This window comes from Methylobacterium sp. 190mf (assembly GCF_900107945.1).
Lineage (GTDB): Bacteria > Pseudomonadota > Alphaproteobacteria > Rhizobiales > Beijerinckiaceae > Methylobacterium.
The window spans coordinates 1-21,382 of sequence record NZ_FNVI01000041.1 but is presented as its reverse complement, the minus strand read 5'-3'; the positions used below and the strand labels follow the sequence as shown (position 1 = coordinate 21,382).

The 21,382-nt window shown below is 66.6% G+C and carries 17 protein-coding genes, 2 pseudogenes and 1 other annotated feature; of the genes and pseudogenes, 10 read left to right on the top strand and 9 right to left on the bottom strand.

The window, feature by feature from the left end; genetic code table 11:
- Nucleotides 1–425: 425 nt before the first annotated feature.
- The 5 genes from C4T42_RS31370 (at nt 426) to C4T42_RS29115 (ending at nt 6,073) form a co-directional block, all read left to right on the top strand.
- Nucleotides 426–1,421 (top strand): tyrosine-type recombinase/integrase, encoded by a 996-nt coding sequence (locus C4T42_RS31370; RefSeq protein WP_107491595.1) that lies wholly within the window; start codon nt 426–428, stop codon nt 1,419–1,421.
- 731 nt (nt 1,422–2,152) lie between these two features.
- On the top strand, nt 2,153–3,154 hold the full coding sequence (locus C4T42_RS29130; RefSeq protein ID WP_103986377.1) for a GHMP kinase: 1,002 nt from the start codon (nt 2,153–2,155) through the stop codon (nt 3,152–3,154).
- Between the two features lie 67 nt (nt 3,155–3,221).
- A complete protein-coding gene (locus C4T42_RS29125) occupies nt 3,222–4,154 on the top strand; it encodes an NAD(P)-dependent oxidoreductase (protein WP_103986376.1) in 933 nt (310 codons plus the stop codon).
- Between the two features lie 82 nt (nt 4,155–4,236).
- On the top strand, nt 4,237–4,824 hold the full coding sequence (locus C4T42_RS29120) for a D-sedoheptulose 7-phosphate isomerase (protein WP_103986382.1): 588 nt from the start codon (nt 4,237–4,239) through the stop codon (nt 4,822–4,824).
- Between the two features lie 10 nt (nt 4,825–4,834).
- Nucleotides 4,835–6,073, top strand: coding sequence for an HAD-IIIA family hydrolase (locus tag C4T42_RS29115; protein WP_244603313.1), 1,239 nt, complete (start codon nt 4,835–4,837; stop codon nt 6,071–6,073).
- A 55-nt stretch (nt 6,074–6,128) separates the two neighbouring features.
- On the opposite strand, the gene C4T42_RS32170 is transcribed toward C4T42_RS29115, so the two are convergent.
- Together C4T42_RS32170 and C4T42_RS29110 are read right to left on the bottom strand one after the other, a co-directional pair.
- A complete protein-coding gene (locus C4T42_RS32170) occupies nt 6,129–6,278 on the bottom strand; it encodes a hypothetical protein (RefSeq protein WP_181049244.1) in 150 nt (49 codons plus the stop codon).
- Between the two features lie 98 nt (nt 6,279–6,376).
- Entirely contained in the window at nt 6,377–6,877 is a 501-nt protein-coding gene (locus C4T42_RS29110) for an NUDIX hydrolase (protein WP_103986375.1), read from the bottom strand.
- A gap of 277 nt (nt 6,878–7,154) precedes the next feature.
- Here C4T42_RS29110 and C4T42_RS29105 point away from each other — a divergent pair, with 277 nt between their 5' ends.
- From C4T42_RS29105 to C4T42_RS29095, 3 genes are read left to right on the top strand one after another with little or no spacing between them, the layout of a single operon-like run.
- Nucleotides 7,155–8,393 carry a class I SAM-dependent methyltransferase gene (locus tag C4T42_RS29105; RefSeq protein ID WP_103986374.1) on the top strand — a complete coding sequence of 413 codons (1,239 nt, stop codon included), beginning with the start codon at nt 7,155–7,157 and terminating at the stop codon, nt 8,391–8,393.
- A 26-nt stretch (nt 8,394–8,419) separates the two neighbouring features.
- A complete protein-coding gene (locus C4T42_RS29100) occupies nt 8,420–9,373 on the top strand; it encodes an NAD(P)-dependent oxidoreductase (RefSeq protein ID WP_244603312.1) in 954 nt (317 codons plus the stop codon).
- Nucleotides 9,360–10,286: an NAD-dependent epimerase/dehydratase family protein gene (locus C4T42_RS29095; protein WP_103986372.1), complete on the top strand. Its 927-nt coding sequence runs from the start codon at nt 9,360–9,362 to the stop codon at nt 10,284–10,286. The genes C4T42_RS29100 and C4T42_RS29095 overlap by 14 nt, the downstream gene beginning before the upstream one ends.
- 150 nt (nt 10,287–10,436) lie before the next feature.
- On the opposite strand, the gene C4T42_RS29090 is transcribed toward C4T42_RS29095, so the two are convergent.
- The 6 genes from C4T42_RS29090 to C4T42_RS29065 all read right to left on the bottom strand — a co-directional run bounded on the left by C4T42_RS29090 (nt 10,437) and on the right by C4T42_RS29065 (nt 18,425).
- A complete protein-coding gene (locus C4T42_RS29090) occupies nt 10,437–11,852 on the bottom strand; it encodes a phosphomannomutase (RefSeq protein WP_103986371.1) in 1,416 nt (471 codons plus the stop codon).
- A 213-nt stretch (nt 11,853–12,065) separates the two neighbouring features.
- On the bottom strand, nt 12,066–12,386 hold the full coding sequence (locus C4T42_RS29085) for a hypothetical protein (RefSeq protein ID WP_103986370.1): 321 nt from the start codon (nt 12,384–12,386) through the stop codon (nt 12,066–12,068).
- Nucleotides 12,387–12,400: 14 nt separating this feature from the next.
- Nucleotides 12,401–13,153: an FkbM family methyltransferase gene (locus C4T42_RS29080; RefSeq protein WP_103986369.1), complete on the bottom strand. Its 753-nt coding sequence runs from the start codon at nt 13,151–13,153 to the stop codon at nt 12,401–12,403.
- A gap of 56 nt (nt 13,154–13,209) precedes the next feature.
- Nucleotides 13,210–13,551 (bottom strand): hypothetical protein, encoded by a 342-nt coding sequence (locus tag C4T42_RS29075; RefSeq protein ID WP_103986368.1) that lies wholly within the window; start codon nt 13,549–13,551, stop codon nt 13,210–13,212.
- Between the two features lie 107 nt (nt 13,552–13,658).
- Nucleotides 13,659–14,456 (bottom strand): ABC transporter permease, encoded by a 798-nt coding sequence (locus tag C4T42_RS29070; protein WP_103986367.1) that lies wholly within the window; start codon nt 14,454–14,456, stop codon nt 13,659–13,661.
- Nucleotides 14,457–14,501: 45 nt separating this feature from the next.
- Complete coding sequence (locus C4T42_RS29065; protein ID WP_244603311.1) at nt 14,502–18,425, bottom strand: glycosyltransferase; 3,924 nt, start codon at nt 18,423–18,425, stop codon at nt 14,502–14,504.
- A gap of 447 nt (nt 18,426–18,872) precedes the next feature.
- Between C4T42_RS29065 and C4T42_RS29060 the strand changes: the two genes are divergently transcribed.
- Nucleotides 18,873–19,400 carry a hypothetical protein gene (locus C4T42_RS29060; RefSeq protein ID WP_103986366.1) on the top strand — a complete coding sequence of 176 codons (528 nt, stop codon included), beginning with the start codon at nt 18,873–18,875 and terminating at the stop codon, nt 19,398–19,400.
- A 74-nt stretch (nt 19,401–19,474) separates the two neighbouring features.
- On the opposite strand, the pseudogene C4T42_RS29055 reads toward C4T42_RS29060, so the two are convergent.
- Nucleotides 19,475–19,687: pseudogene (locus C4T42_RS29055) on the bottom strand (transposase); the annotation flags it as partial.
- Nucleotides 19,688–20,300: 613 nt separating this feature from the next.
- Here C4T42_RS29055 and C4T42_RS29040 point away from each other — a divergent pair.
- A pseudogene (locus C4T42_RS29040) lies at nt 20,301–21,382 on the top strand (IS3 family transposase); the annotation flags it as partial.
- Nucleotides 20,582–20,699 (top strand) — a sequence feature (AL1L pseudoknot). Its footprint overlaps the pseudogene before it by 118 nt.

Below are 21,382 nucleotides of genomic sequence, written 5' to 3'. Positions count from 1 at the left end.
GCGCATCGCTCTCCCTACGAGAGAAGAGCTCGAGCCTCACCGAGGTGACGATGTCGCCGGGGGTAAAACGTGCGGTCCGCATGCCGATCTCCGCTCCTGATCGTAGCATTGTGGAGCCCGATGAAAGACGCAAGATGGCTCAAAATCGGTCTGCCCGAGTTGCGCTTTGACTCAGCCGAGAGAACGTCATTTTTTTGGTGGGTGCAGGTCTTAGAGGATCGCTCGACGAACGCGCTTTGTCTTTTTCATGCCGATCTACGAAGCTCCGCCGTGGTCGATCGCGGGCCATTGTCTCCTGTCTCGTGGCACACGCGGATCGCGAGAGATCAAGCGGGGGTAACGCAGACGGTAACAGTCCGCTGCGCGGTTCGCATTCGGCCAGTCACCCCCGCCTCCTTGGTGGAAGTAACGTAGAGTTTTGGATCATGAGCGTAGCGGTAACAGGACAGAGCGAGACGACACGACGGGATTATGCGGCCACGGCTCGAGCCTTCATCGGCATGGTCGGTCGCGAGCTCGACCAGCAGGCCCCATCCCCCGTCGACGTGGTTGATTATTTCTTGGGACAGCACGGAAGATGGTCAGAGAGCACCATCCGGCATACTCGGGCAGCGCTGCGCTTTGCTTTCGTTGAAACGAGCCGCAAACATCCCAACCATCCGCGTTTGGTAAGGGCGTTGCAGCGCCTGAACGCGACCGATTGCGAGACTGGCCGCCTTGTGACGCCCATACCGCGCGTGCGCACCAAGCGGCAGACGAGCGCGAAGAAGCGGAAGAGTCTGACACCGGCCGAGGCCCACGCTCTCTTGCTCGCCCTTTGCGAGGTGGGACATCGTCACGCCCCCATCGCCCAGGCGCAGGTCTTTTTTGGCATCGACCTCGGATTGCGCCCCGTAGAGTGGGAGACAGCTCAGATTGTCGATGGCTATCTCGTTATTCAGAACGCCAAAAACACCAATGACCGTGGCAATGGGCCGACGCGAAGGCTGCCGCTGGACGGATTTGGGGACAACTACGTTGCATCGCTGGCCGCATCTCTCGATCGCATATCCGATGCGCTCGTCAGCGAGACGTGGGAGGCGATCCACCAGAACGTTGCCCGCGCAATGACAGCGGCGTCGATCAAGGCGGGAAAGATGTGCCCCAGTCTAAGAATTCATCCCGCCTGCCCATACACACTACGCCATGTTGCGACTGCCCGGATGAAGGTGGACCTGCCGCCGGAGGTAATTGCCGCGATTCTGGGGCACCGCTCGATCCACACCGCCTCCCGCAACTATGCACCAGCCCGTTCGGCGAAAGGGTTCCGTCCGATCGTGACGACCGCAGATCCTATTGCAGTTGCGCAGGTCAACGCATTTCGTAAAGATCTTGCGAAAATTGAGAGCGTTGACGATCACGGTCCGAAAGCCGGACTGTAGGCCGCCTTCTGCCGCATCTCGTCGACGTTATTCGCTGGCGCACGCGTTGCGCCAGCGAATTGCTGAATCGTGACCTTCCGGCCGCTTGAAGTTAATAAGGGTGCCGCGTGGCATGATATCGAAGAGCTGCGGTAGGGGCAGCTTGAGATTGTTGACACTTTCTTAACCATAATGTGAGCACGCTGCGTCTGGAAAGTTTTCTCCCAAAGTTGTGATGCTGTCCGATGTATCCCAGAGCTGGCAATTGCTTTGATATCGTTGATTTGATCGCGACTTTGTCGAACGCGTCGTCGGTAAAGCAGAAAGAAGTGGAGTTGGGCCTAGTCACGGTATCAGGTTCTGCGCTTCATGGTCATTACGGCTGAGTTGCGCGACAGGCGACGTGATGGCGCCTTGGGCGTAGGTCTGTTGCCCGTGCTCCAGCCTGTCGCCGCCAATCGACCCCGGGAGTGTTGGTCGGCAGAATCAAAATGAAGCATGTTAAGGTTGTTTAACTGCAAAACACAAATCCCCGTCAATTTCGGCGGTCAAATGAATTTTTTGATCAAAAAATTAGGTTAAAGTTGCATGGGGGTGCTGTGTCATAGATATTTTTACGAATCACTTTGCGATTTTGTCATATTCGCGAAGTCGGTCCTCAAAATATGGACTGGGTGACGGTTAGGGGAAATATAAAAGGCTGTATGGTGCAGGCGGGTTCGCCGAAGCTGTTGAGTGTTCGGAATAATGCTATGCTGACGGTTACGCGGACACCCCTACGGATTAGTTTGTTTGGTGGCGGCACCGATTACCCAGAGTATTTTGAGCGCGCCCCGGGCGCTGTCGTCGGCGCGGCGATCGATAAGTATATCATCATCGCGGCGCTCGATCTGATTGGCTGCCAGGATTATAATTATAGATTAAGTTACTCTCGTGTTGAGCATTGCAACAATATCTCAGAAATTGAACATCCTGTCGTTCGAGAAGTATTGAAGCATTTCAATATGACCCGTAGACTCGATATGAGCATCATCTCCGATTTGCCTGCGGCGGGAAGCGGTCTGGGCTCGTCTTCAGCGTTCACTGTCGGTTTTTTGCGAACAATTTACGCAATCTTGAACCAAAAACCTACGAAGATCGAGCTTTCTAAGAAGGCAATTGAAGTCGAGCGAGAGATTTTGCGTGAGAACGTCGGCGTGCAGGACCAGCTCCACGCCGCCTTCGGCGGGATCAACCGATTCGATTTCAGCGGCTCCGCCATACGGATCTCGCCTGTTCAGATGAGCTCTGCCGCCATTCAGCAACTCAACGCGTCGATGGTGCTGGTCCATACAGGCATCGCGCGGCGCGCGACGACGACGGTCGCCGCGCAGATCGCCGTGACGCGCGCGCGCGCGATCGACAAGGAATTGTCCGAACTCTACCGCCTCGTCGAGGAATGCGTCTCTCTGCTCGAAGCGGGGACGAGCGGCTGGCTCGCGCAACTCGGCGAGATGCTCTCCGCCTCGTGGCGCATCAAGCGAACCCTGTCGCGTGAGGTCTCGAACGCGGTGCTCGACGATCTGTTCGAAGCGATCATCGGGTCGGGGGCTTACGGGGCAAAGCTGTGCGGCGCGGGCGGTGGCGGCTTCTTCCTCGCTCTGATCGATCCCGATCGGCTTTCGGCCCTGATCGAGCGGGTCGCGCCGCTGTCCGTCGTGCCGATCGGCATCGATGTCGACGGGTCCACCCTGATCTATCGCCAGACGCGCTGAGCGGCATCCTCACAGGCCCAGGCCCGGTCGCAGCCGGGCCGCAGACTCATCGCGACGAGAGGCAACGATGCGAATTCTGATCACCGGCGGCGCGGGCTATATCGGGACGATCCTGGTGCCGATGCTGCTTGAGCGCGGGCACCACGTGACGGTGCTCGACACGTTCAAGTCCGGAGCCCCGGACCTGTTCTCGGCCTGCCAGTATGACACGTTCGAGCCGATCAAGGGCGACGCGCGCGACACGCGCATCCTGGACGAGCTGATCCCGAAGCACGACGTGCTCATCCCTCTCGCGGCCCTGGTCGGAGCGCCCCTCTGCAAGGAGGACGCGATCGGCGCCACGACGCTCAACCGCGACGCCGTGATTGCCCTGGTCGAGCGTGCGGGCGGCGAGCAGAGGATCGTCTACCCGACGACCAACTCGGGTTACGGCGTCGGCGAGGCCGGCAAGTTCTGCACCGAGGACTCGCCCCTGCGGCCGATCTCGCTCTACGGCACCACCAAGGTCGAGGCCGAGAAGGCGGTGCTCGACAGCGGGCGCGGCGTCAGCCTGCGGCTGGCGACGGTGTTCGGCATGGCGCCGCGGATGCGGCTCGACCTCCTCGTCAACGACTTCACGCACCGGGCCGTGACCGACCGGGCGCTCCTGGTGTTCGAGGGCCACTTCAAGCGCAACTACATCCACATCCGCGACGTCGCCAAAGGCTTCATCCACGCGATGGACAATTACGACCGGATGCGCGGCGAGGCGTACAATCTCGGCCTGTCGAGCGCCAACCTGTCGAAGCTGGAACTCTGCGAACGCATCAAGGCGCACGTTCCGAACTTCGTCTACGTCGAGGCCCCGATCGGAGAGGATCCGGACAAGCGCGACTACATCGTGTCCAACGAGAAGCTGGAGGCGACCGGCTGGTTCCCCGATTTCGATCTCGACCGGGGCATCAAGGAGCTGATCAAGGGCTTCCGGATGATCCGCAACTCGCGGTTCGCCAACGTCTGATCCGGGTGGCCGGAGCCCAGTAGCGAACGCCCAGCCGGTCGGCCCGAGAGGTCGGCCGGTGCGGGAACGGATCGGGGTGATCATGAGCGCGATCGTCGATTTTCTCACAAAGACCCGCGACACCTTCCAGGCCGCTCTCGACGACTCCCGCTTCCACGCGACCCTCGCCGAAATCGCCGATCTCGTGACCGCGTCCCTGCGCGGTGGTGGCAAGCTCCTGACGATCGGCAATGGCGGCAGTGCCGCCGACGCGCAGCACATCGCGGGCGAGTTCGTCTCGCGGCTCAACTACGACCGGCCGCCCGCCGCGGCCGTGGCGCTGACCACCGACACCTCAGTGATCACCGCGATCGGCAACGATTACGGCTACGAGCACGTGTTCGAGCGGCAAGTGCTGGCCCTCGGGCGCCCGGGCGATGTCCTGCTCGCCCTCTCCACATCGGGGCGGTCGCCGAGCGTGCTGAAGGCGATGGACGCGGCACGCGACCTGGGTCTGCGGGTTGTCGCCTTCACGGGTGCGACGGGCGGGGCGATGCCCGAGCGGGCGGATGTCTGCCTGCACGCGCCGACGGACGCCACGCCCCTGATCCAGCAGATCCACATCACCGCCGCGCACATCGTCTGCGGCCTCGTCGAAGAAAGCCTGTTCCCGCGCGGGACGGCAGCGTGAGGGACGGCCTGTGACCGAGCCAGAGCGGAAGGGCGGAGGCTCGGTCCGGCAAGCCATGATCCTGTGCGGCGGCTTCGGCACGCGCCTGGGCGCACTGACCTCGGCGATGCCCAAGCCGCTGCTGCCGGTATCGGGTGAGCCGTTCCTGGACGTGCTGCTGTTCGAGCTCGGCCGCCACGGCTTCACCGAGATCGTGCTGCTGGCCTCATTCCACAGCGAGAAGATCCGCGCCTATGCCGCCGACAACCCGGTCGCGCGACGCTTCGGCATGACGCTTCGGGTCTCGGTCGAGCCGGAGCAGGCCGGGACCGGGGGCGCCGTCGTGCACGCCCTTCCCGAGGCCGACGAGACCTTTCTCCTGCTGAACGGCGACTCGTGGTTCGATGTGAACCTGCTGTCCCTGCCCGCGATGGCGGCCCGTCATCCCGAAGCGGCGATGGTCCTGTCGCTCCGTCGGGTGCCGGACGCCGCGCGCTACGGCGTCGCGCTCGTCGACGGCGTCCGGATCACCGCCTTCCTCGAGCGGCCGCTTGAGCCGGGCCCCGGCCTCGTCAACGCTGGCGTCTACTTGGTGCGCCGCGACGCGCTGGCCGGCCTGCCGCCGGCCTGCTCGCTGGAACGGGACGTCCTGCCCGCGCTGGTCGCCGAGGGCCGCGTGGTCGGCGAGGCCCACGACGGCTACTTTCTCGATATCGGCGTGCCCGAGAGCTACGCCCGAGCCCAGGAAGAGATCCCGGCCCGTCGGAGGAGACCTGCCGCCTTCCTCGATCGGGACGGTGTTCTCAATCACGACCACGGGTATGTCGGTTCCGTGGACCGGTTCCAGTGGATGGCGGGCGCGCGCGACGCCGTCCGCGCGCTGAATGATGCCGGCTACTTCGTGTTCGTCGTCACGAACCAGGCGGGGGTCGCCCGCGGCTTCTACACCGAGGCCGACGTCGCCCGTCTGACCGCTTGGCTGCGGGACGACCTGCGCGTGGCCGGCGCGCATATCGATGATCTACGCTACTGCCCCTATCATCCGGACGGGACGGTCGAGGCCTACAGGGCGGTCCACGGATGGCGGAAGCCCGAGCCCGGCATGATCCTCGATCTGATGGTCCATTGGGACATCGACCGCGCGCGCAGCTTCCTGGTGGGCGATCAGGAAACAGATCTCGCCGCCGGCCGTGCGGCGGGGCTCGCCGTGCACCACTTCAGGTCGGACGACCTGCTCGCCTTCCTGCGAGAGGTCGCGCTGAAGGAGTAGGAAGGGCCCAGGAGGTGTGCGCCCTCGCCGGGGCGCGCTTCGCCGTCTGGCACTGTCAATCGTGCGACTGGATCGAGAGCTCCGCTTCCGCGGCCTCGCGCATGGCGCGATCCCAGTCGAGCTTGCGCTTGGGCGGAGTCTCGCGCTCTGCGTCCGGAGCTTCCCGATCTCGCGGAGCGACGATCTTGATGTCGTACTCGGGCACGCTTCGATCCGCTCTTTAACCGACCATTAATCGTATTGGCGCAACGCGCGGGTCTTGTCAGCGGTTCGATCGCTCGATCCACAATCCGGTGATGCCCCTCAACCGGTGCTGGACAGGCCGATCAGGATCATGGCGGCGTGCACGGCTCCGACGATGGCGCCCGACTGGGCGAGCTGTAAGGCCTCGGCCCGCGGTACGCGCACCACGGCGATGTCCTCGCCGGGGTCCGGCCGCGCCGGCCCGGCCGCAGTCACGCGCGCGCGGACGAGATGCATGCGGTTGGCGTAGCGGGCCGGATCCGCGTTCAGGGTGACCACGCGCTCGGCATCGGCGAAGACGTAGCCGGTCTCTTCACGCATCTCGCGCTCGGCGGCCGCGAGGATGTCGGGGTCGGCGGGATCGATGGCCCCGCCCGGAAGCTCCAGGCTCGGGCCACCATAGGCGTGACGGTACTGGCGTACGAGGATGACGTGATCGGCCGCGTCGATGCCCAGCACGAGCGCGACGTCCGGCGTCTCGAGCACGTAATAGGGATCGACGATGTGACCCGACGGCGTCACGCAGTCGTCGGCACGGAGACCGAGCCAGCGATCCTTCATGACGTGGTGGGATTTGCGGACTGTCCAACTCGGTGTCGAGATCATTGTTCTTTGCGGACCCGGGGTTTGTGCTTTCGGATATCCGCCGCGGTCATCGTGGATCTTCGCCGCTGGAGGACATGCGCGATGGCAAAACTGTCTCGCCTTTCGGCTCTGACTTCGATCGAGCTGCGACCGCGCGTTGCGCTGCCCTGGCTCAGCCGATAAGCCTCGTGGGGTCGTAGAGCCTCGCGCCGCGGATGTCACAGGTCGTAGGATGACGGGAACGAAACTCGCCATGGCATGCCGCGTCTGCGACGGACGCGATGTCGAGCTGTTCCTCGACCTGACCGATCAGCCGCACTGTAACCGCCTGATCCCGTCGGAGCTCGCCGACCGGCGCGAGCCGCATTTCCCCCTGCGCGCCGGCTTCTGCCACGACTGCACGCTCGTCCAGATCGATCACACGATCCCGAAGGAGAGCATGTTCAGCGACTACCCCTACGTCTCGGGCACGACGAAGACGCTGGTGGAGCATTTCCGCCAGACGGCGGCCCGGCTCGTGGAGCGGTACGGCCTCGGGCCGCAGGACCTCGTCGTCGACATCGGCAGCAACGACGGCACGTGGCTTCGGCAGTACGAGCTCTTCGGCCTGCGCCGCTGCGGCGTCGAGCCCGCCTCCAACGTCGTGGAACTGGCCCGCGCCGCCGGCGTGCCGACGCTGAATCGCTTCTTCAACGCTGAGACCGCCGAGATCGTCCGCGCGCAGGACGGGCCGGCGAGCCTGATCACCGCCGCCGGCGTCTTCTTCCACCTGGAGGAGCTGCACAGCGTCGTGAAAGGCATCGTCACACTGCTCAAGCCGGACGGCGTCTTCGTCGTGCAGGCGATCTACCTGGGCGGGATGATCGAGAACACCGCCTTCGATCAGATCTACCACGAGCATCTGTGCTACTACACGCTCCGCTCCCTGGAGCAGCTGTTCGCGCGCCACGGCCTGGAGGTCTTCGACGTCAGCGTGGTGCCGGTCCATGGCGGCTCCCTCGAGGCGCATGTCGGCTTCCCCGGCGCCCACCCGGTCAGCGACGCGGTCAAGCGCATGCGCGCCGACGAGGAGGCCCGCGGCTACGGCAAGTTCGAGACCTATGTCGGCTTCGCCGAGAACGTCCGGCGCCTGAAGGCGGCGCTGCTCGACCTGCTGGAGCGCATGCACGCCGAGGGGAAGACGGTCCACGCCTACGGTGCCCCAGCCAAGGGCGCGACGCTGCTCAACGCCTTCGGCATCGGCCCGCGTCTGGTCCAGTACGCGGCCGAGAAGAATCCGCTGAAGTTCGGCCGGCTGATCCCCGGCGCCCGCATCCCGATCGTCGAGGAGGGCAGCGTACCCGCGCCCGACGCCTATCTGGTGCTCGCCTGGAACTTCATCGACGAGTTCCTGGCGCGCGAGCGCCGCTACCTCGAGAACGGCGGCGCCTTCATCGTTCCGGTGCCGGAACTCAAGGTGATCACCGCCGCCGACCTGCCGAAGGCGAACTGAGCGTGGCTGCCGTCTCCCGATCCTCCTTGCCCGAGACCGTCGTCGTCGTCGGTGCGACCGGGTTCGTCGGCCGCAACCTCGTCGCGCATCTCGCCGACCGCGTGCCGCGGCTGATCGCGGTCAGCCCCTCCGGCCGCGCGGTGCCGGGGGCGCATGAGGCCGCGCGCTTCGATGCCCTGGAGGCGCTGTCGGTCCCCGCCGACGCGATCATCGTCAACGTCGCCGCGCAGCGCTACGACGCTGACAAGTTCGAGACGGCGCAGAGCGACCTGCTGACCGGCAACGCCGAGATCGCCAACCGCCTCTACCGGTTCTGCCTAACGAAGGGCATCCGCGAGGTGCGCGCGGCCTCGAGCGTCGCGGTCTACCCGGCAGCCTGCGATCCCCTCGACGACGCGCGGCCGGTCGACCTCAACGCGCCGCCAAACCGGAACGAGGCCTTCTACGCGTGGTCGAAGCGCTGGTCGGAGGTGATCGCCGACCTCCACGCCGAGCGCTACGGGATCCACACGATCAGCTTCCGCCTGAGCAACCCCTACGGTCCCCACGACTCGAAGGATCCGCGCAAGGCGCACGTCCTGCCGGCCTTCGTGATGCGCGCTCTCGCACCGGGGGAGCGCTTCGAGATCAAGGGCAACCCGCTGGTCGAGCGCGACTTCATCTACGTCGGCGACGTCGTCGACGTGTTCGCCCGCTCCCTGGAGATGCGGGAGACGAGCGACGCGCTCAACCTCTGCCGCGGCGAGACCACGACCCTGCTCGACCTCGCCCGCACCATCCTGGAGGTGGCGGGCGAGTATCGGCCGGTGCACGCCCCCGACACGGCGACCCACGGTGTGCTCGCCCGCCGCTCGACCAACCAGCGGCTGCGTGAGCGATTCGGGATGGCGAGCTTCACGGGACTCGCGGACGGGCTGCGGCCGACGATCGCGTGGTATCGCGAGGCCTACCGCGACGGGACTCAGCATGCCGGAGCCTGAGCGCGACATCGTCATCGGGGCGGACGGCTTCCTCGGGCGCAACCTCGTCCCGCGGCTCTGGGCCGAGGGCCGCGAGGTCGTCGAGATCGGTCGGGCGGCGGGCGACCTCTCCGCGTGGGCGAATGTCGAGCGGGCGCTGCGCGCGGCGCCCCCGGCCGGCCGGATCTTCCACGTGGTGACCCGCCAGCGGACCGGCGCGGTGCAGTACGACATCCAGGGCGAACTCCTGGCGATCAACGCCCGGGTCCACCTGAATGTCCTCGAGGCGTGGCGCCTGTTCCAGCCGCAGGCCAAGCTCGTCTCCACGGGCTCGTCCTGCACCTATCCGGAATCGGCGGAGCCGCTCCCTGAGGCGCGCTTCGGGCAGGGACCGACGCACCCGTCGGTGATCGGCTACGGGCTCGCCAAGCAGGTCCTAGCGACGGGCTCGGCGGCCTACGCGCACCAGTACGGCCTGAGTTTTCTGCACTGCGTGCTGGCGACCCTGTACGGACCGCACGACAACAAGGCCTCCGACCGCAGCCACTTCGTCGGCGCCCTGCTCGACCGCGCCGTGCGGGAGAAGGCGGCGGGCGCTGCGCAGTTCGAGGTCTGGGGCAACCCGCAGACCGTCCGCGAGGTGCTGTACGTCGACGACCAGATCGACGCGATCCTGGCGGCCGACCGGGCATTCGACAACGAGATCCTCAACTGCGCCGCCAACACGCCCGTCACCGTCGAGGCGGTGGCGCGGGCGGCCCTGGCCGCCCTCGACTGGTCCGTCCCCCTGGTGAGCCCGCCCGGCTCGTTCCAGGGCGCGGCCTACAAGATGCTCGACTCGACGCGGTTCCTCGACCGGACCGGCTGGCGGCCGCGCATCGATCTCGAAGCGGGCCTGCGAAGGCTCGCCGCGGCGGAGTACGCCGACCGTTAGCGAGCCGCGACCGGCCATCAGGTCGCCCGCGCGGACCACTGGTGTAGCCTTCTGAGCGGCCGCGCCGAGCGAGGCGAAGGTCGTCAGTGCGCCTTGAGGGGGCCCCAGCCTCTTGTGATGTTCGGGACGGCTCCGAGACTCCGTGAGGGTTCAGGCTTTTGCCGACATCGCGGTCGCGGCGGAGGCAAGTCCCCACCGGACGAGATCCTGCGCCTCCTGTGCCGTCTTGGCCTCCGCGTAGCAGCGCAGCTCGGGCGCGTTTCCTGAGGCCCGGAAATGGATCGTGCGCCCGCCGTCCAGTTCGATCCGGATCCCATCCTGCTGATCGATCGAGCCCGATGACCCGATCGGGCCGAGGAAGGCGACCCGGAAGTCCGCGTCCCGAAGGCGCTCGAGGAAGGCGTCGCTCGTGTCGGACGGGGTGTTGGGTAGGCGGTCGCTGGCCATCTCTCCCGCATCCAGGGAGGCCACGAGATCCGCAAGGGCGGTGCCGGTCGCGCGCGCCGCAGCCAATGTGGCGAGGATCGGCAGCATCGCGTCGCGCGTCGGAAGGGCAGCTAAAGTCCTGCCGTGGAGCGTGACGTCCGATCCGAGCAGGAATCCGCCGTTTGCCTCGAAGCCGGCGACGATCCGCGCCCCGGCAGACGTGGCCAGCTCCATGCCGGCGATGACGAAAGGCGATCCCACCTTCGTACGAACAACTTTCCGGAAGCCGCCGGAATGCTCGAGCGCCGAGCCGGCCGTGACCGGCACCACCACCGTGTCGGCACCGAGGAAGCGGGCGGTAATGAGCCCGAGCACGTCGCCGCGCAGGATCCGGCCCGCGCTGTCAGCAACCAGCGGCCGGTCGGCATCGCCGTCCGTGGTCACGAGCGCGTCGAAGGAGCCCGGTTCCATGACGTCGCGGATGAAGGCGATGTCCTCCGGACGATGGGCCTCTGTATCGATCGGCACGAAGACCTGCGACCGGCCGATCGCCGTCACCTCCGCGCCGAAGCCGGTGAGCAGGTCGGCCATCAGGTCGCGGGCCACCGAACTCTGCTGATACACCGCGATCCGCAGGCCTTGCAGGATGTCCGGCGCGAAGGCGGCAGCGTAGCGCTGCTGATAGCGCGCGATCGCGTCGGGTTCATGCGTGGCGGGCGTCGAGACCTGACCTTCGCCGGACGCGCCCTCCTCCAGGGCGGCCAGGATAGCGGCCTCGTCGGTCTTGGTGATCTCGCCCTCGGGCCGGTAGAATTTCAGGCCGTTGCGATCCTCGGGGATGTGGCTGCCCGTGACCATGACCGCGTAAGCACCGCGCCGCATCGCCTCGAGGGCGAGGGCCGGGGTTGGCAGCGGGCCGCAATCGATCGCCGTGAAGCCGGCGCCTGCCGCGGCGTCCGCCACCGTCGCGGCGATGCCGGGGCTGCTGTCGCGAAGATCTCGGCCGATAACGACCGAGTGGCGGCCTTCGCGTGGGGCGACGGATCGGAAGAACGCGCTGGCATAGGCGTAGCTCGGTCCGCCGACGAGGTCGGTTACGAGACCGCGCAAGCCGCTCGTCCCGAATTTCAGACTGCTCACGGTACCTCCCTCGCCGCCGCATGGGCCCACGCGCACAGGATCGATGCCTGAAACCGTTCGCAGGCTCAATGCTTGTCGTCGGGCAGCGCCCTCGGGACGGTCGAGTTTGGGCTACACTGGGTTGCGACTGTGTTCCGACGCGGCTGACCAGCGTGTCTCACTGGGGGGCATTCTCTGAGCGCCCATTTGCACCGCGCGCCAATCATCGCGGCGTCAGGAGGCCGGCAACTGCTGCTCCAGATGCGCGCGAAGGATCGAGTAATGTCGGACGACTTCGTCCAGCCTTTCGGCGTTCTTCTTTCTGATCGCCTCTGAACCAAGCGGCTCATGGTAGGTAGCGGCGTAATGGGCGGCGTGCGCCTTCAGCTTGACGGCGACGAAGTCGAGATCGGCCGACCACACGGCTTCCGCGCGAACCTGCTGGAGGCGCCTGGCGATCGCGAACCAGTTGAGATCGAGAGCGATGCCGCTGCCCATCTCCTTGAACAGGTCGAACATCGAATCCAGAATGGCGATTGCGGACTGCGCCGACATAGCGGAACCTTCTGTCAGGATCGCGCGGTCACGAGATCCGGACGCACGTACCAATCGTCGAACAGGGACAGCTGACGGAAGCGCCGCCGGTAACCGTGGCCGCTCAGCAGCGCGTCGATTTTCTCCCGGCTGCTCGAGAAATTATGCTCGACACTGATCAATGCGATGTCGTGACGGGTGAAATCGAAGCTCTGCAGCACGTCGAACTCGCCGCCCTCCACATCGATGCTCATGTAATCAATGCGCCGCGGTGCCCGGGCCTCCGAAAGGAATCGCTCCAGCGAGATGGTCGCTACCGGGTATTGCCGGCGCTCTTGGCGGAACTGAGCGTGAAAGTCGTCGCCGGCAAAATCCTCCATGCCGGAGAGTTCGCCGATGTCGACCTCGTTGAAGAGAACCTCGATCCCGTCGGTCTTGTAGACGCACTTATCGGAGATGTAGCAGCTGCGATTGCGGTGCAGCGCATCGTGCCAAGCTCGAGCTGGCTCAGCGAGGGCCCCTTGCCAAGCGTAGGTCTTCTCGAGCAGGAGCGTGTTGCTCAGGCTGACGCCATCGCAGGCACCGAATTCCACGAAATAGCCGTTCCGCTTCTCCTGCAACTCGTACAGCACCCACAGATCCTGCATCAGCTGCGCGTTGGAGTACGGAGCCATCCGCGTGGCGAAGGACAGGAACTCGAGATCTGAGCTGAGAATGTGCGGGTGCGCATCCAGATTATCTCTCAGGTTGATCAGGGCGTTGAACACCGTCAGGAGTTCGACATCCATGGTCCTGGGCTCCTTTCTCGGAGAAGATTCGGGCGCGAGCGCAAACGTGTCGGGGTTCAACCGCGCGTTGCTGCTTGGCCCGACATGCGCGAGGCCGCCAAGATTCGATTCGAGCCTTCGAACAGGATGCCGTGCTGAAGCGCGGCCGGCCCATGGTCCGGCACAGTCCGCGCAGTCCTACGGATGGCGGAGAGGAAGCGCTTGCGACTGAACCCGTAGGGCCGCAAGCTCCCGATTAGCGCATCGATCAGGGTGGACGTCGCCTCCGACCGAGCCCGGGCCAGATCGCGCTCGCGTAAGGCGGCGTCGCGCTCCGCCTTGAGAAGAGTCAACTCGACCTGCTGCCGTTGGATTCGGCGGATGTATATCGTATCGGCGGCATGAGCAGTGTTCGTCATCGTGCGAAATCTCTGACCCCGATTGGGTTGAGATCCAGTGCTACAAATCCGATCATAGGACAGAGGCAGGATCAAAAAAACAGAATTTTGATGCAAGGAATTGGTTATCAGCCGGACTGCATCTTGCTCACGACGTATTTGACGAGCAGAAGCCCAATGCTCGCGCAAGTCAGGCCAAACATGATGATATACAAGTAATCCACATGAATGCCCGCATAGGGATAATAAGCTGATCTAACCCATTCAGCCAACTGCATCGCGGGATTATATTTCATCCAGTAATAAATCTTGTCGGGCATATAGCTCGGAAGAAACATTACGCCACTGGATATATACAGAATGATACTGAATAGTGCGTAGCCGATCAGCCAGCCCGGGAAGAATCCGATGATCGCTACGTTGATCGTCCCGATCCCGACGCCAAGTACAATTGCGGCGATATAGCCGCACATCGCCGTGATCGGATCTGCGGGGATTGGATTGGTTCCTATGGTGACAAGAATGGAGCAGACGACCAACAGGGCGAGGAAGCCGGTCACGATCTCTACAAGAATGCGAGCCAGGATCACGTCAAATAGCTTGACTTGCGGGTAGTAGGTCAGCGGTCGGTTCATGATCACCGCTTTCATGACCTCGCGGGAGATGTACTGGAAGACCAAGACGGGAACCGCGCCTGTTGCGAAGAAGAGAGCGCGGTCATCGCCGAGTGGTGCTGCCAGCTTCTGGAAGGTGTAGATGGCAATCAGCATGAAGACGTGCACGCAGGGCCAGAGCACGACCACGCCGTAGCCCCAGAGTGAGGCTCCGAAGCGCGTACGCATGTCCCGCAGCATCAAGGCGTGCAGGACGTGCAGATAGGACTCAATCGGGCTCTTCTGCCCTTGAGCCTGCGGGAGGGCGGGCATCGACGTGACCTCTGGTTGCCGGTCCTGCTTCGATGAGAAAAGGGGCTAAAGTGCGTTGGCCGGGGTCCCCCGGCTGGTCGGGTGGCAGATCGCGAGTTCGTAATAGTCGCGCAGCAGATCGGCATAGGCACCGAAACGCATCAGCCCAGCACGGTGGTCGTCCGTCGTGATGTCGAGTGCGAGCATACGGTCATTGACGGTGGCTGGGTCGTTGGCGAGCGCGTAGGATAGCAGATGACCGTTCGGCTCGGTCCGCAGCCGCTCGCCCAGGGCGCCCAGATCGAAGGCTACCACCGGCAAGCCGGTGCGCAGCGCCAGGGACAGCACATACGCGTAGGTCTCCGGCCAGATCGACGGCAAAAGCACCAGATCGGCCGAAACATGGGTGACGAGATCGAGGATTTCGTCATCCTCCCAGTGTCGGCCGGTCTCGGCGATTTGGAGGGCTGACCGGGCGACCTGGTCCAGGGTCGGATCATCAGTCGAGTACCGCCCCGTCTCGGTGACGCCAGCGCGCTCAAGGCCACCCGTCAGAGCCGGGTCGGAGTAGCCCACGATCGCGAAGTGCAGGGGCAGGTCTCGGTCCTGCGCGTCGGTGGCCAAGGCCTGCAGGAACAGGCCGCCTTCTGGAAGACTGATACCACCGAGCACGGCGACGCGGCGGATTCGGCCGGGCCGCTGGAGGGCGGTCGAGCGCACCGACCGCTCCGGCTCGACGTGCGGCCGCACCGTGACCGACAGATCCGGGTACACCGTCCGGATCCGGGTCGCCGTGTCGGAGGACGGCGCGAACACCCGCGCGGCGCCCGCCAGGAACGCCCCGAACGCCGCCCGCCGCTCGCCCGGATCCGGCTCCTCGAACCCGTCCGCGTCCACCGCCAGGCACGACCGGCACTCGGTGACCGGCGCCAGGCCGCAGTAGCGCCCGTCCGGCTGGACCAGGTGGTTGCGGTGGCACACCGGCGAGTAGTCGTGCAGCGTCCACGCGTAGGGCCGCCCCGCGCCCGCCACCACCGCCATCAGCGCCCGCGCCGCGGCCCAGCGCAGGCCCGCCAGCGAGTGCACGTGGATCAGGACCGGCGCCAGCTGCCCGACGAAGTCGGCGAGCTCGGCCGCGTCGCGCGGCAGGTACAGGCTGTCGAGGTTGGGCAGGTACAGGAACTCGGGGCCGCGGTAGGCGACGTGGACCTCGAGGTTGCGGGTCCGGTCGATCTGCAGCAGCACCACGCTCAGGCCCTCGGCCCGGGCCTGCGCGACCATGTCGTCGATGTGCCGCTGGATGCCCCCGCCCCAGCTGTGCGTCACGTACAGCAGCGCCCGGCCGGCGAAGTGCCGGGCCAGCCGCGCCCGGTCGAGCCGCGCCCGCCCGCGCCGGCCGGGGTCGGCCTGGACGAACTGCCCGACCCGGGCCGGGTAGTCGGGGTGCTTGGCGAGCAGCGCCGCCTGGCCCTGGTCGTACTCGCCGCCCGCGTCGAGCCCGAACGAGATCTGGCCGGCATGGTGGACGAACACGTCCTCGGCGAGCAGGTTGACGAAGCCGGCCTTGGTGGCGCGCAGGCACCAGTCGTTCTCCTCGCCGTAGCCCTTGCCGAAGGCCTCGGCGTCGAGGTCGCCGACGGCGTCGAGGGCGGCGGCGGTCATGTACATGCAGAAGCCGACGCCGGTGGGCACGGGCACGGCGCGGCCGCGATTGACCTGCGCGGCCACGCGGTCGAGGTCGGGCCGGGCGATCTCGAGCGGCATGGTGTTGTTGGCGTTGAAGCGCGGGTAGGAGCAGATCGTGGCGTTGTTGGACAAGGGCGTGACGCTGCCCACGGGCAGCCCCGCGCCCATTCCCGCTTCTGCCCCCGCTTCCCCGCCGGACCCGGCCTGAGGATCTGCCTGCGGGTCTGTCTGCGGTTCGGCATGAGCGACGAGGCGGTCGAGCCAGTCGCCGAAGACTTCGGCGTCGGAGTTGAGCAGGACGACGGCGCGGCCCTGGCGCAGGCCGAGGGCGCGGTTGACCGAGCGGACGAAGCCGAGGTTGTGCTCGTTCTCGACGAGGTGGAACAGGCCGCGGCCGGCGAGGGCGGCGAGCTCCGCGCTGAGCTGCGGGTCGGGGGAGCGGTCGTTGACGGCGAGCAGGGTGAAGGGGGTGGCCTGGGGCGCGGACAGGCAGGCGTGGATGGCGCGCAGGGTCTCGCCGCGGCCCTTGTAGACCGGGACGATGACGACGACGCGGGCCTGCGCGATGGGCAGGGCCCGGGGCAGCCGGTCCCAGGCGTCGGCCGCGGGGGCCTCCATGGGCGGGTAGGTGCCGAGATCCTCAGGGCAGCCCAGCAGCCCGGCGGCCCGGCCGGTGCGCACGTAGTGCAGGAACGGCGACTCCCCGGGACCCAGCAGGTGCCCGTAGGCCCGGCGGTAGAAGCGGGTCGAGAAGGTTTTGCTCGGGTCGCGATCCTCCTCCTGCCCGTGGGACAGGAAGTGGATCGCCGGGCCGTTCTCGAAGCCGCGCGTGTCCGGGTAGCGCTTGACGTACCAGGGCGCGTCGAAGAGCGGCTCGATCAGGCGGCCCTGCTCGAACAGGTCCGCGTCCTCCTCGGCCGGCGGCGCGCCGTAGCGTGGATCGAAGGCCTCGCTCGAGAGGTCGTCGCCCCGCAGCAGGGCCCGGGCGAGGTGGTGGACGAAGGGCGCGAGGCCTGTCGCCTCGGCAGAGGGATGATGCGCGCGGTAGGCCCAGCCGTTGAAGTCAGGCCTGGGGTTGCGGCCCTTCCGCCAGCCGTTGTCGCAGTAGTCGCGCACCGCGTCCTCCGCCTCGGACAGGCCGTAGCGCGCCCGGTAGAAGCCGTGGTCGAAATGCCTCGCCACCAGCCGCGCCTGCAGGTCCAGGAGCGCGTCCCGGTCGAGGGTCTCCCGCCCGATCGCCCCCAGCCAGCCCGTGTCCTCGACCGGCGCCCGCGCCGGCCGCAGCCCGCAGACCCGCAGCAGCGCCGCCAGCGTCGAGCGCCCCGGGCCGGGATCGCGCAGCTCCCGCCAGCCCGCCTCGGCGAAGTGCAGGAACGGCTCGCGCCCGCCCACGTCCGGGTAGGTCGCCCGGTACCAGTCCGCGTCCACCGCCGGCAGGTTCAGCCGGTGCGGCTCCGCGAACGGCTCGCCCCCGGAGAGCCGGGTCTCGGCCACGTAGCGGAAGAACGGGTCGTCCGCGACCGCCCGGCTGCCGGCCCGCGCCTGCACGTAGCCGGCCGGGTCGAAGTCCGGCCGCGGGCTGACCCCCGCCCGCCAGCCCTCCGCCACGTAGTGGCGCAGCAGCGCGGCGTCCGAGGCCCCGGCCAGCGCCGCGGCCTGCGGTCCGGGCAGGCGGCGCCGGTAATGGGCGGCGTCGAAGTAGGGGGCGAGCGTCGCCACCCGCAGGGCGAGTGCCGCGTCCGGGTCGGGGCGGGCGGGTCCGCCGTGGAGGACGTAGTGGACCAGCGGGTTCTGTGTGGCGAAGGTGATCTCGCGGCTGAGGCAGTAGGCCAGGGTGTCGAATTGCGGTGCCGGCTCGCGGCCCTCGCGCCAGCCCGAGGCCATGTAGTGGTCGACCGGGTCGACGCCGGCGGCGGCGAGGTCGGGATTGCCGGCGAGGTAGAAGGCGCCGTCGACGAGGCGGCGGGCGAGGCGGTGGGCCTCGGCCGTGTCAGGCTTCGGCAGGGCGTCAGCCCCGCCGGCCCCACCCTCCCCGCTAGCTCCGCTGGCCCCGACGCGGCGGCGCGCGATGGCGTGCAGGAGCGGGTTGATGCCGGCGCGGGCGAGGTGGGGGTAGCGGGCGAGGTAGGCGGCGGAGTCGAAGTCGGGGCGCGGATCGCGGCCCTCGCGCCAGCCGTGGACGAGGTAGTCGCGCACCGGGTCGGCCGCGATCCCGTACCAGCTCGCGTAGAACGCCGCGTCGACATGCGGAGCCAGGACGGCGATCTGCGCGTCCGCGGTGACGACATCGTTCGCCGCCGGCACGCCGCGGCGGACTGCTAGCCGGATTAGCGGGTTGCCAATCGCGCGAACCGCGCCGGTGCGCACCCAGCGACGATACAGACCGTAGAGTTTCTTCAAAATCTCGCTCTCGCGTCGCAGCGCGTCGCGCCCCACTTCCTGATCGCGGGTCCTATATGGACCACCCTGTCCCACCTGGGAGCCACGAAGGGAACCAAGAGGCATGCTCTTGCTGGGGCGCAGATCTTGACGTCGACTGAGCCGGAAAATGGCGCTCGGGTGAGCATGAAATGGCAGAGGCTGGGTCCAGGGCGTGTGTCCTCTGCCCTATCCGAGCGCATGCGGCCCGTAAATATCGGACTCGGCTTGGCTTGATGACCCGAGTTGGTGAGGACCCACTGGGGTGTTGACGCTGGAAGGGTCCTATGACCAATGCCTGCCAAGAGAAAATTGCTGCGGTGGAACCATCCGATGGCTGAGGACAACACCTTATCGAAGGCGCTGGTTGACGTCCGCGCGCGCAGGGCTGCTCTCCAGAGTGATTACGAGCGGATAGCGGCGGAGCTGACGAAGCTGCGTGCGGCCGAAGCTGCCCTGACTTCGATTGTGGAAGGCGTTCCGCTGGAGGCTTCCGGGCTCCTTCACCCGTCCGAGGGATCGCGGGCGCCGGTTGGCGAGCGAGCCTCGCCTACGCAGGGCGGCCGGCGCGGGGCCCGCGGCCCGCGGGCGAACTCGGCCAAAGGGCGGCTGAAGGCCCTCCTCGGCAGTGCTGGTCCTCAGGGCCTGTCGCATGCCGAGATCGCCGAACGGCTGCCGGACGTCGCGCCGAACACCCTCAACACCTACCTGAGTATGATGGTGACGGGTGGCGAGGCTGTCCGGAACGGCGACTTCTTCACCGCCCCGGCGGGATCAGGGGAGGAGCCTGACGTGGAGGCCGATCCGTCCGACGAATCCTCGGCCGACGAAGAAGCCCATCGCGGTATTGAAGCGGCGTAGTGAACGGCGTTCAACGTTCGGCGGCCATTCCCAGGGATTGTCAGGAATTCCGTGTGCGGGCGGCGGGTTGAACATCAGGCCGCCATGGCCCGGGTGAAGCGCTCGCCGAAGATGACGGCGAACTGCGCCTTGGCCATGACCCACTCACGCGGGTCCATCTTCCACGCCTTCTCGGAGCGGTTCAAGACCAGGTAGAGCAGCTTCAGCGCGGCCTCGTCAGTCGGGAAGTGCCCGCGGGCGCGCACGGCCCGGCGCAGCGTGGCGTTCAGGGCCTCGATGGCGTTCGTAACCAGTATGAAGATGGCGGTGCCGCGGTTCGGCCGGGACGCAGGTGTCAAAGGGCGCCAGTCTGGTTCTCCGTCACTTCGTATGGTGGGGTGGTCGGACCGGGACCCGGCGTGCCACCGGCGGATTCGGACCAGGATGATGGTCGCCCGAGTCCGCCCATGCCCAAGCGCCTGCTCCCGTTCATTCCGCCCTCGTTGCGGGTCGTCGCCGTCACGGCCAAGCCTGAGCACGTGATGGTGCTGGCGGTGCCGCGGTCGACAGAACCGTGCTGTCCCGCCTGCAGTAACCGGTCGCATAGCGTCCACGGCACCTACGAGCGGCGCCTCGCCGACTTGCCCTGCCAGGGTCGCTGCGTCGGCCTGTGCGTGCGGCTGCGCCGTCTGCGCTGCCGCAACCCCGCCTGCCCCCGCCGGACCTTCAGCGAGACCCCGCCGGATGTCGCGGCACCACACGCACGACGCTCGCGGCGCCTTCATGACCTGCAGCGCCACCTCGGTCTCGCCCTCGGCGGGGCCCCGGCCGCGCGGCTCGCCCATCGTCTAGCCATCCCGGCCAGCCCATTTGAATCGCCCCGGGATTTTCGGAGGCTCCAACTGTTGAGAGACTGGAGCCATGACGAAGCATACCCCACCCTTTTCCCCTGAGGTTCGCGAGCGGGCAGTCCGGCTGGCCCGGGAGCATGAGAACGAGCACGGTTCGCAATGGGCCGCGATCCGGTCGATCGCGGCCAAAATCGGTTGCTCTGGCGAGACGCTGCGCAAGTGGGTCGGTCAGGCCGAGCGCGACCGGAGCGTGCGGGCCGGACCGACGACGGATGAGCGCGAGCGGATCAAGGCGCTGGAGCGGGAGAACCGCGAGCTCCGGCAGGCCAACGAGATCCTCAGGAAGGCGAGCGCGTATTTTGCCCAGGCGGAGCTCGACCGCCGGTTCCGGTCATGATCGCGATCACTCGACGATCATCGTGCGCTCTACGGGGTCGAGCCGATCTGCAAGGTTCTGCCGATCGCCCCGTCGACGTACCACGCCCATGCCGCGCGACGAGCCGATCCCGGGAGGCTGTCGGCTCGAGCCAAGCGGGACGCGGCACTCATGGTCGAGATCCGGCGCGTGTACGAGGCAAACTTCCGGGTCTACGGCGTGCGCAAGGTCTGGCGGCAGCTCGCCCGCGAAGGGATCATTGTGGCGCGCTGCACGGTGGTCCGGCTGATGCGAACGATGGGCTTGGCTGGCGTCGTCCGGGGGCGGAGGGTTCGCACCACCGTTCCCGATCCGGCGGCGGCCTGCCCGCTCGACCGGGTCAATCGACAGTTCAGGGCCGAATGCCCGAACCGGCTATGGGTGGCGGATTTTACCTACATCGCCACCTGGGGCGGCTTCGTCTATGCGGCCTTCGTGATCGACGTCTTCGCCCGCCGGATCGTGGGCTGGCGTGTGTCGCGCTCGGCCCGGGCCGACTTCGTACTCGATGCCTTGGAGCAGGCCCTGCACGAGCGCCGCCCCTTCGCCGGCAGCGGCCTCGTCTGTCACTCGGATCGCGGATCGCAATATGTGAGCATCCGCTACACCGAGCGCTTGGCCGAGGCGGGCGTCGAACCCTCCGTCGGCAGTGTTGGCGACTCGTACGATAACGCTCTCGCCGAGACGGTGATCGGCCTGTTCAAGGCGGAGGTCATCCATCGACGCGGGCCGTGGCG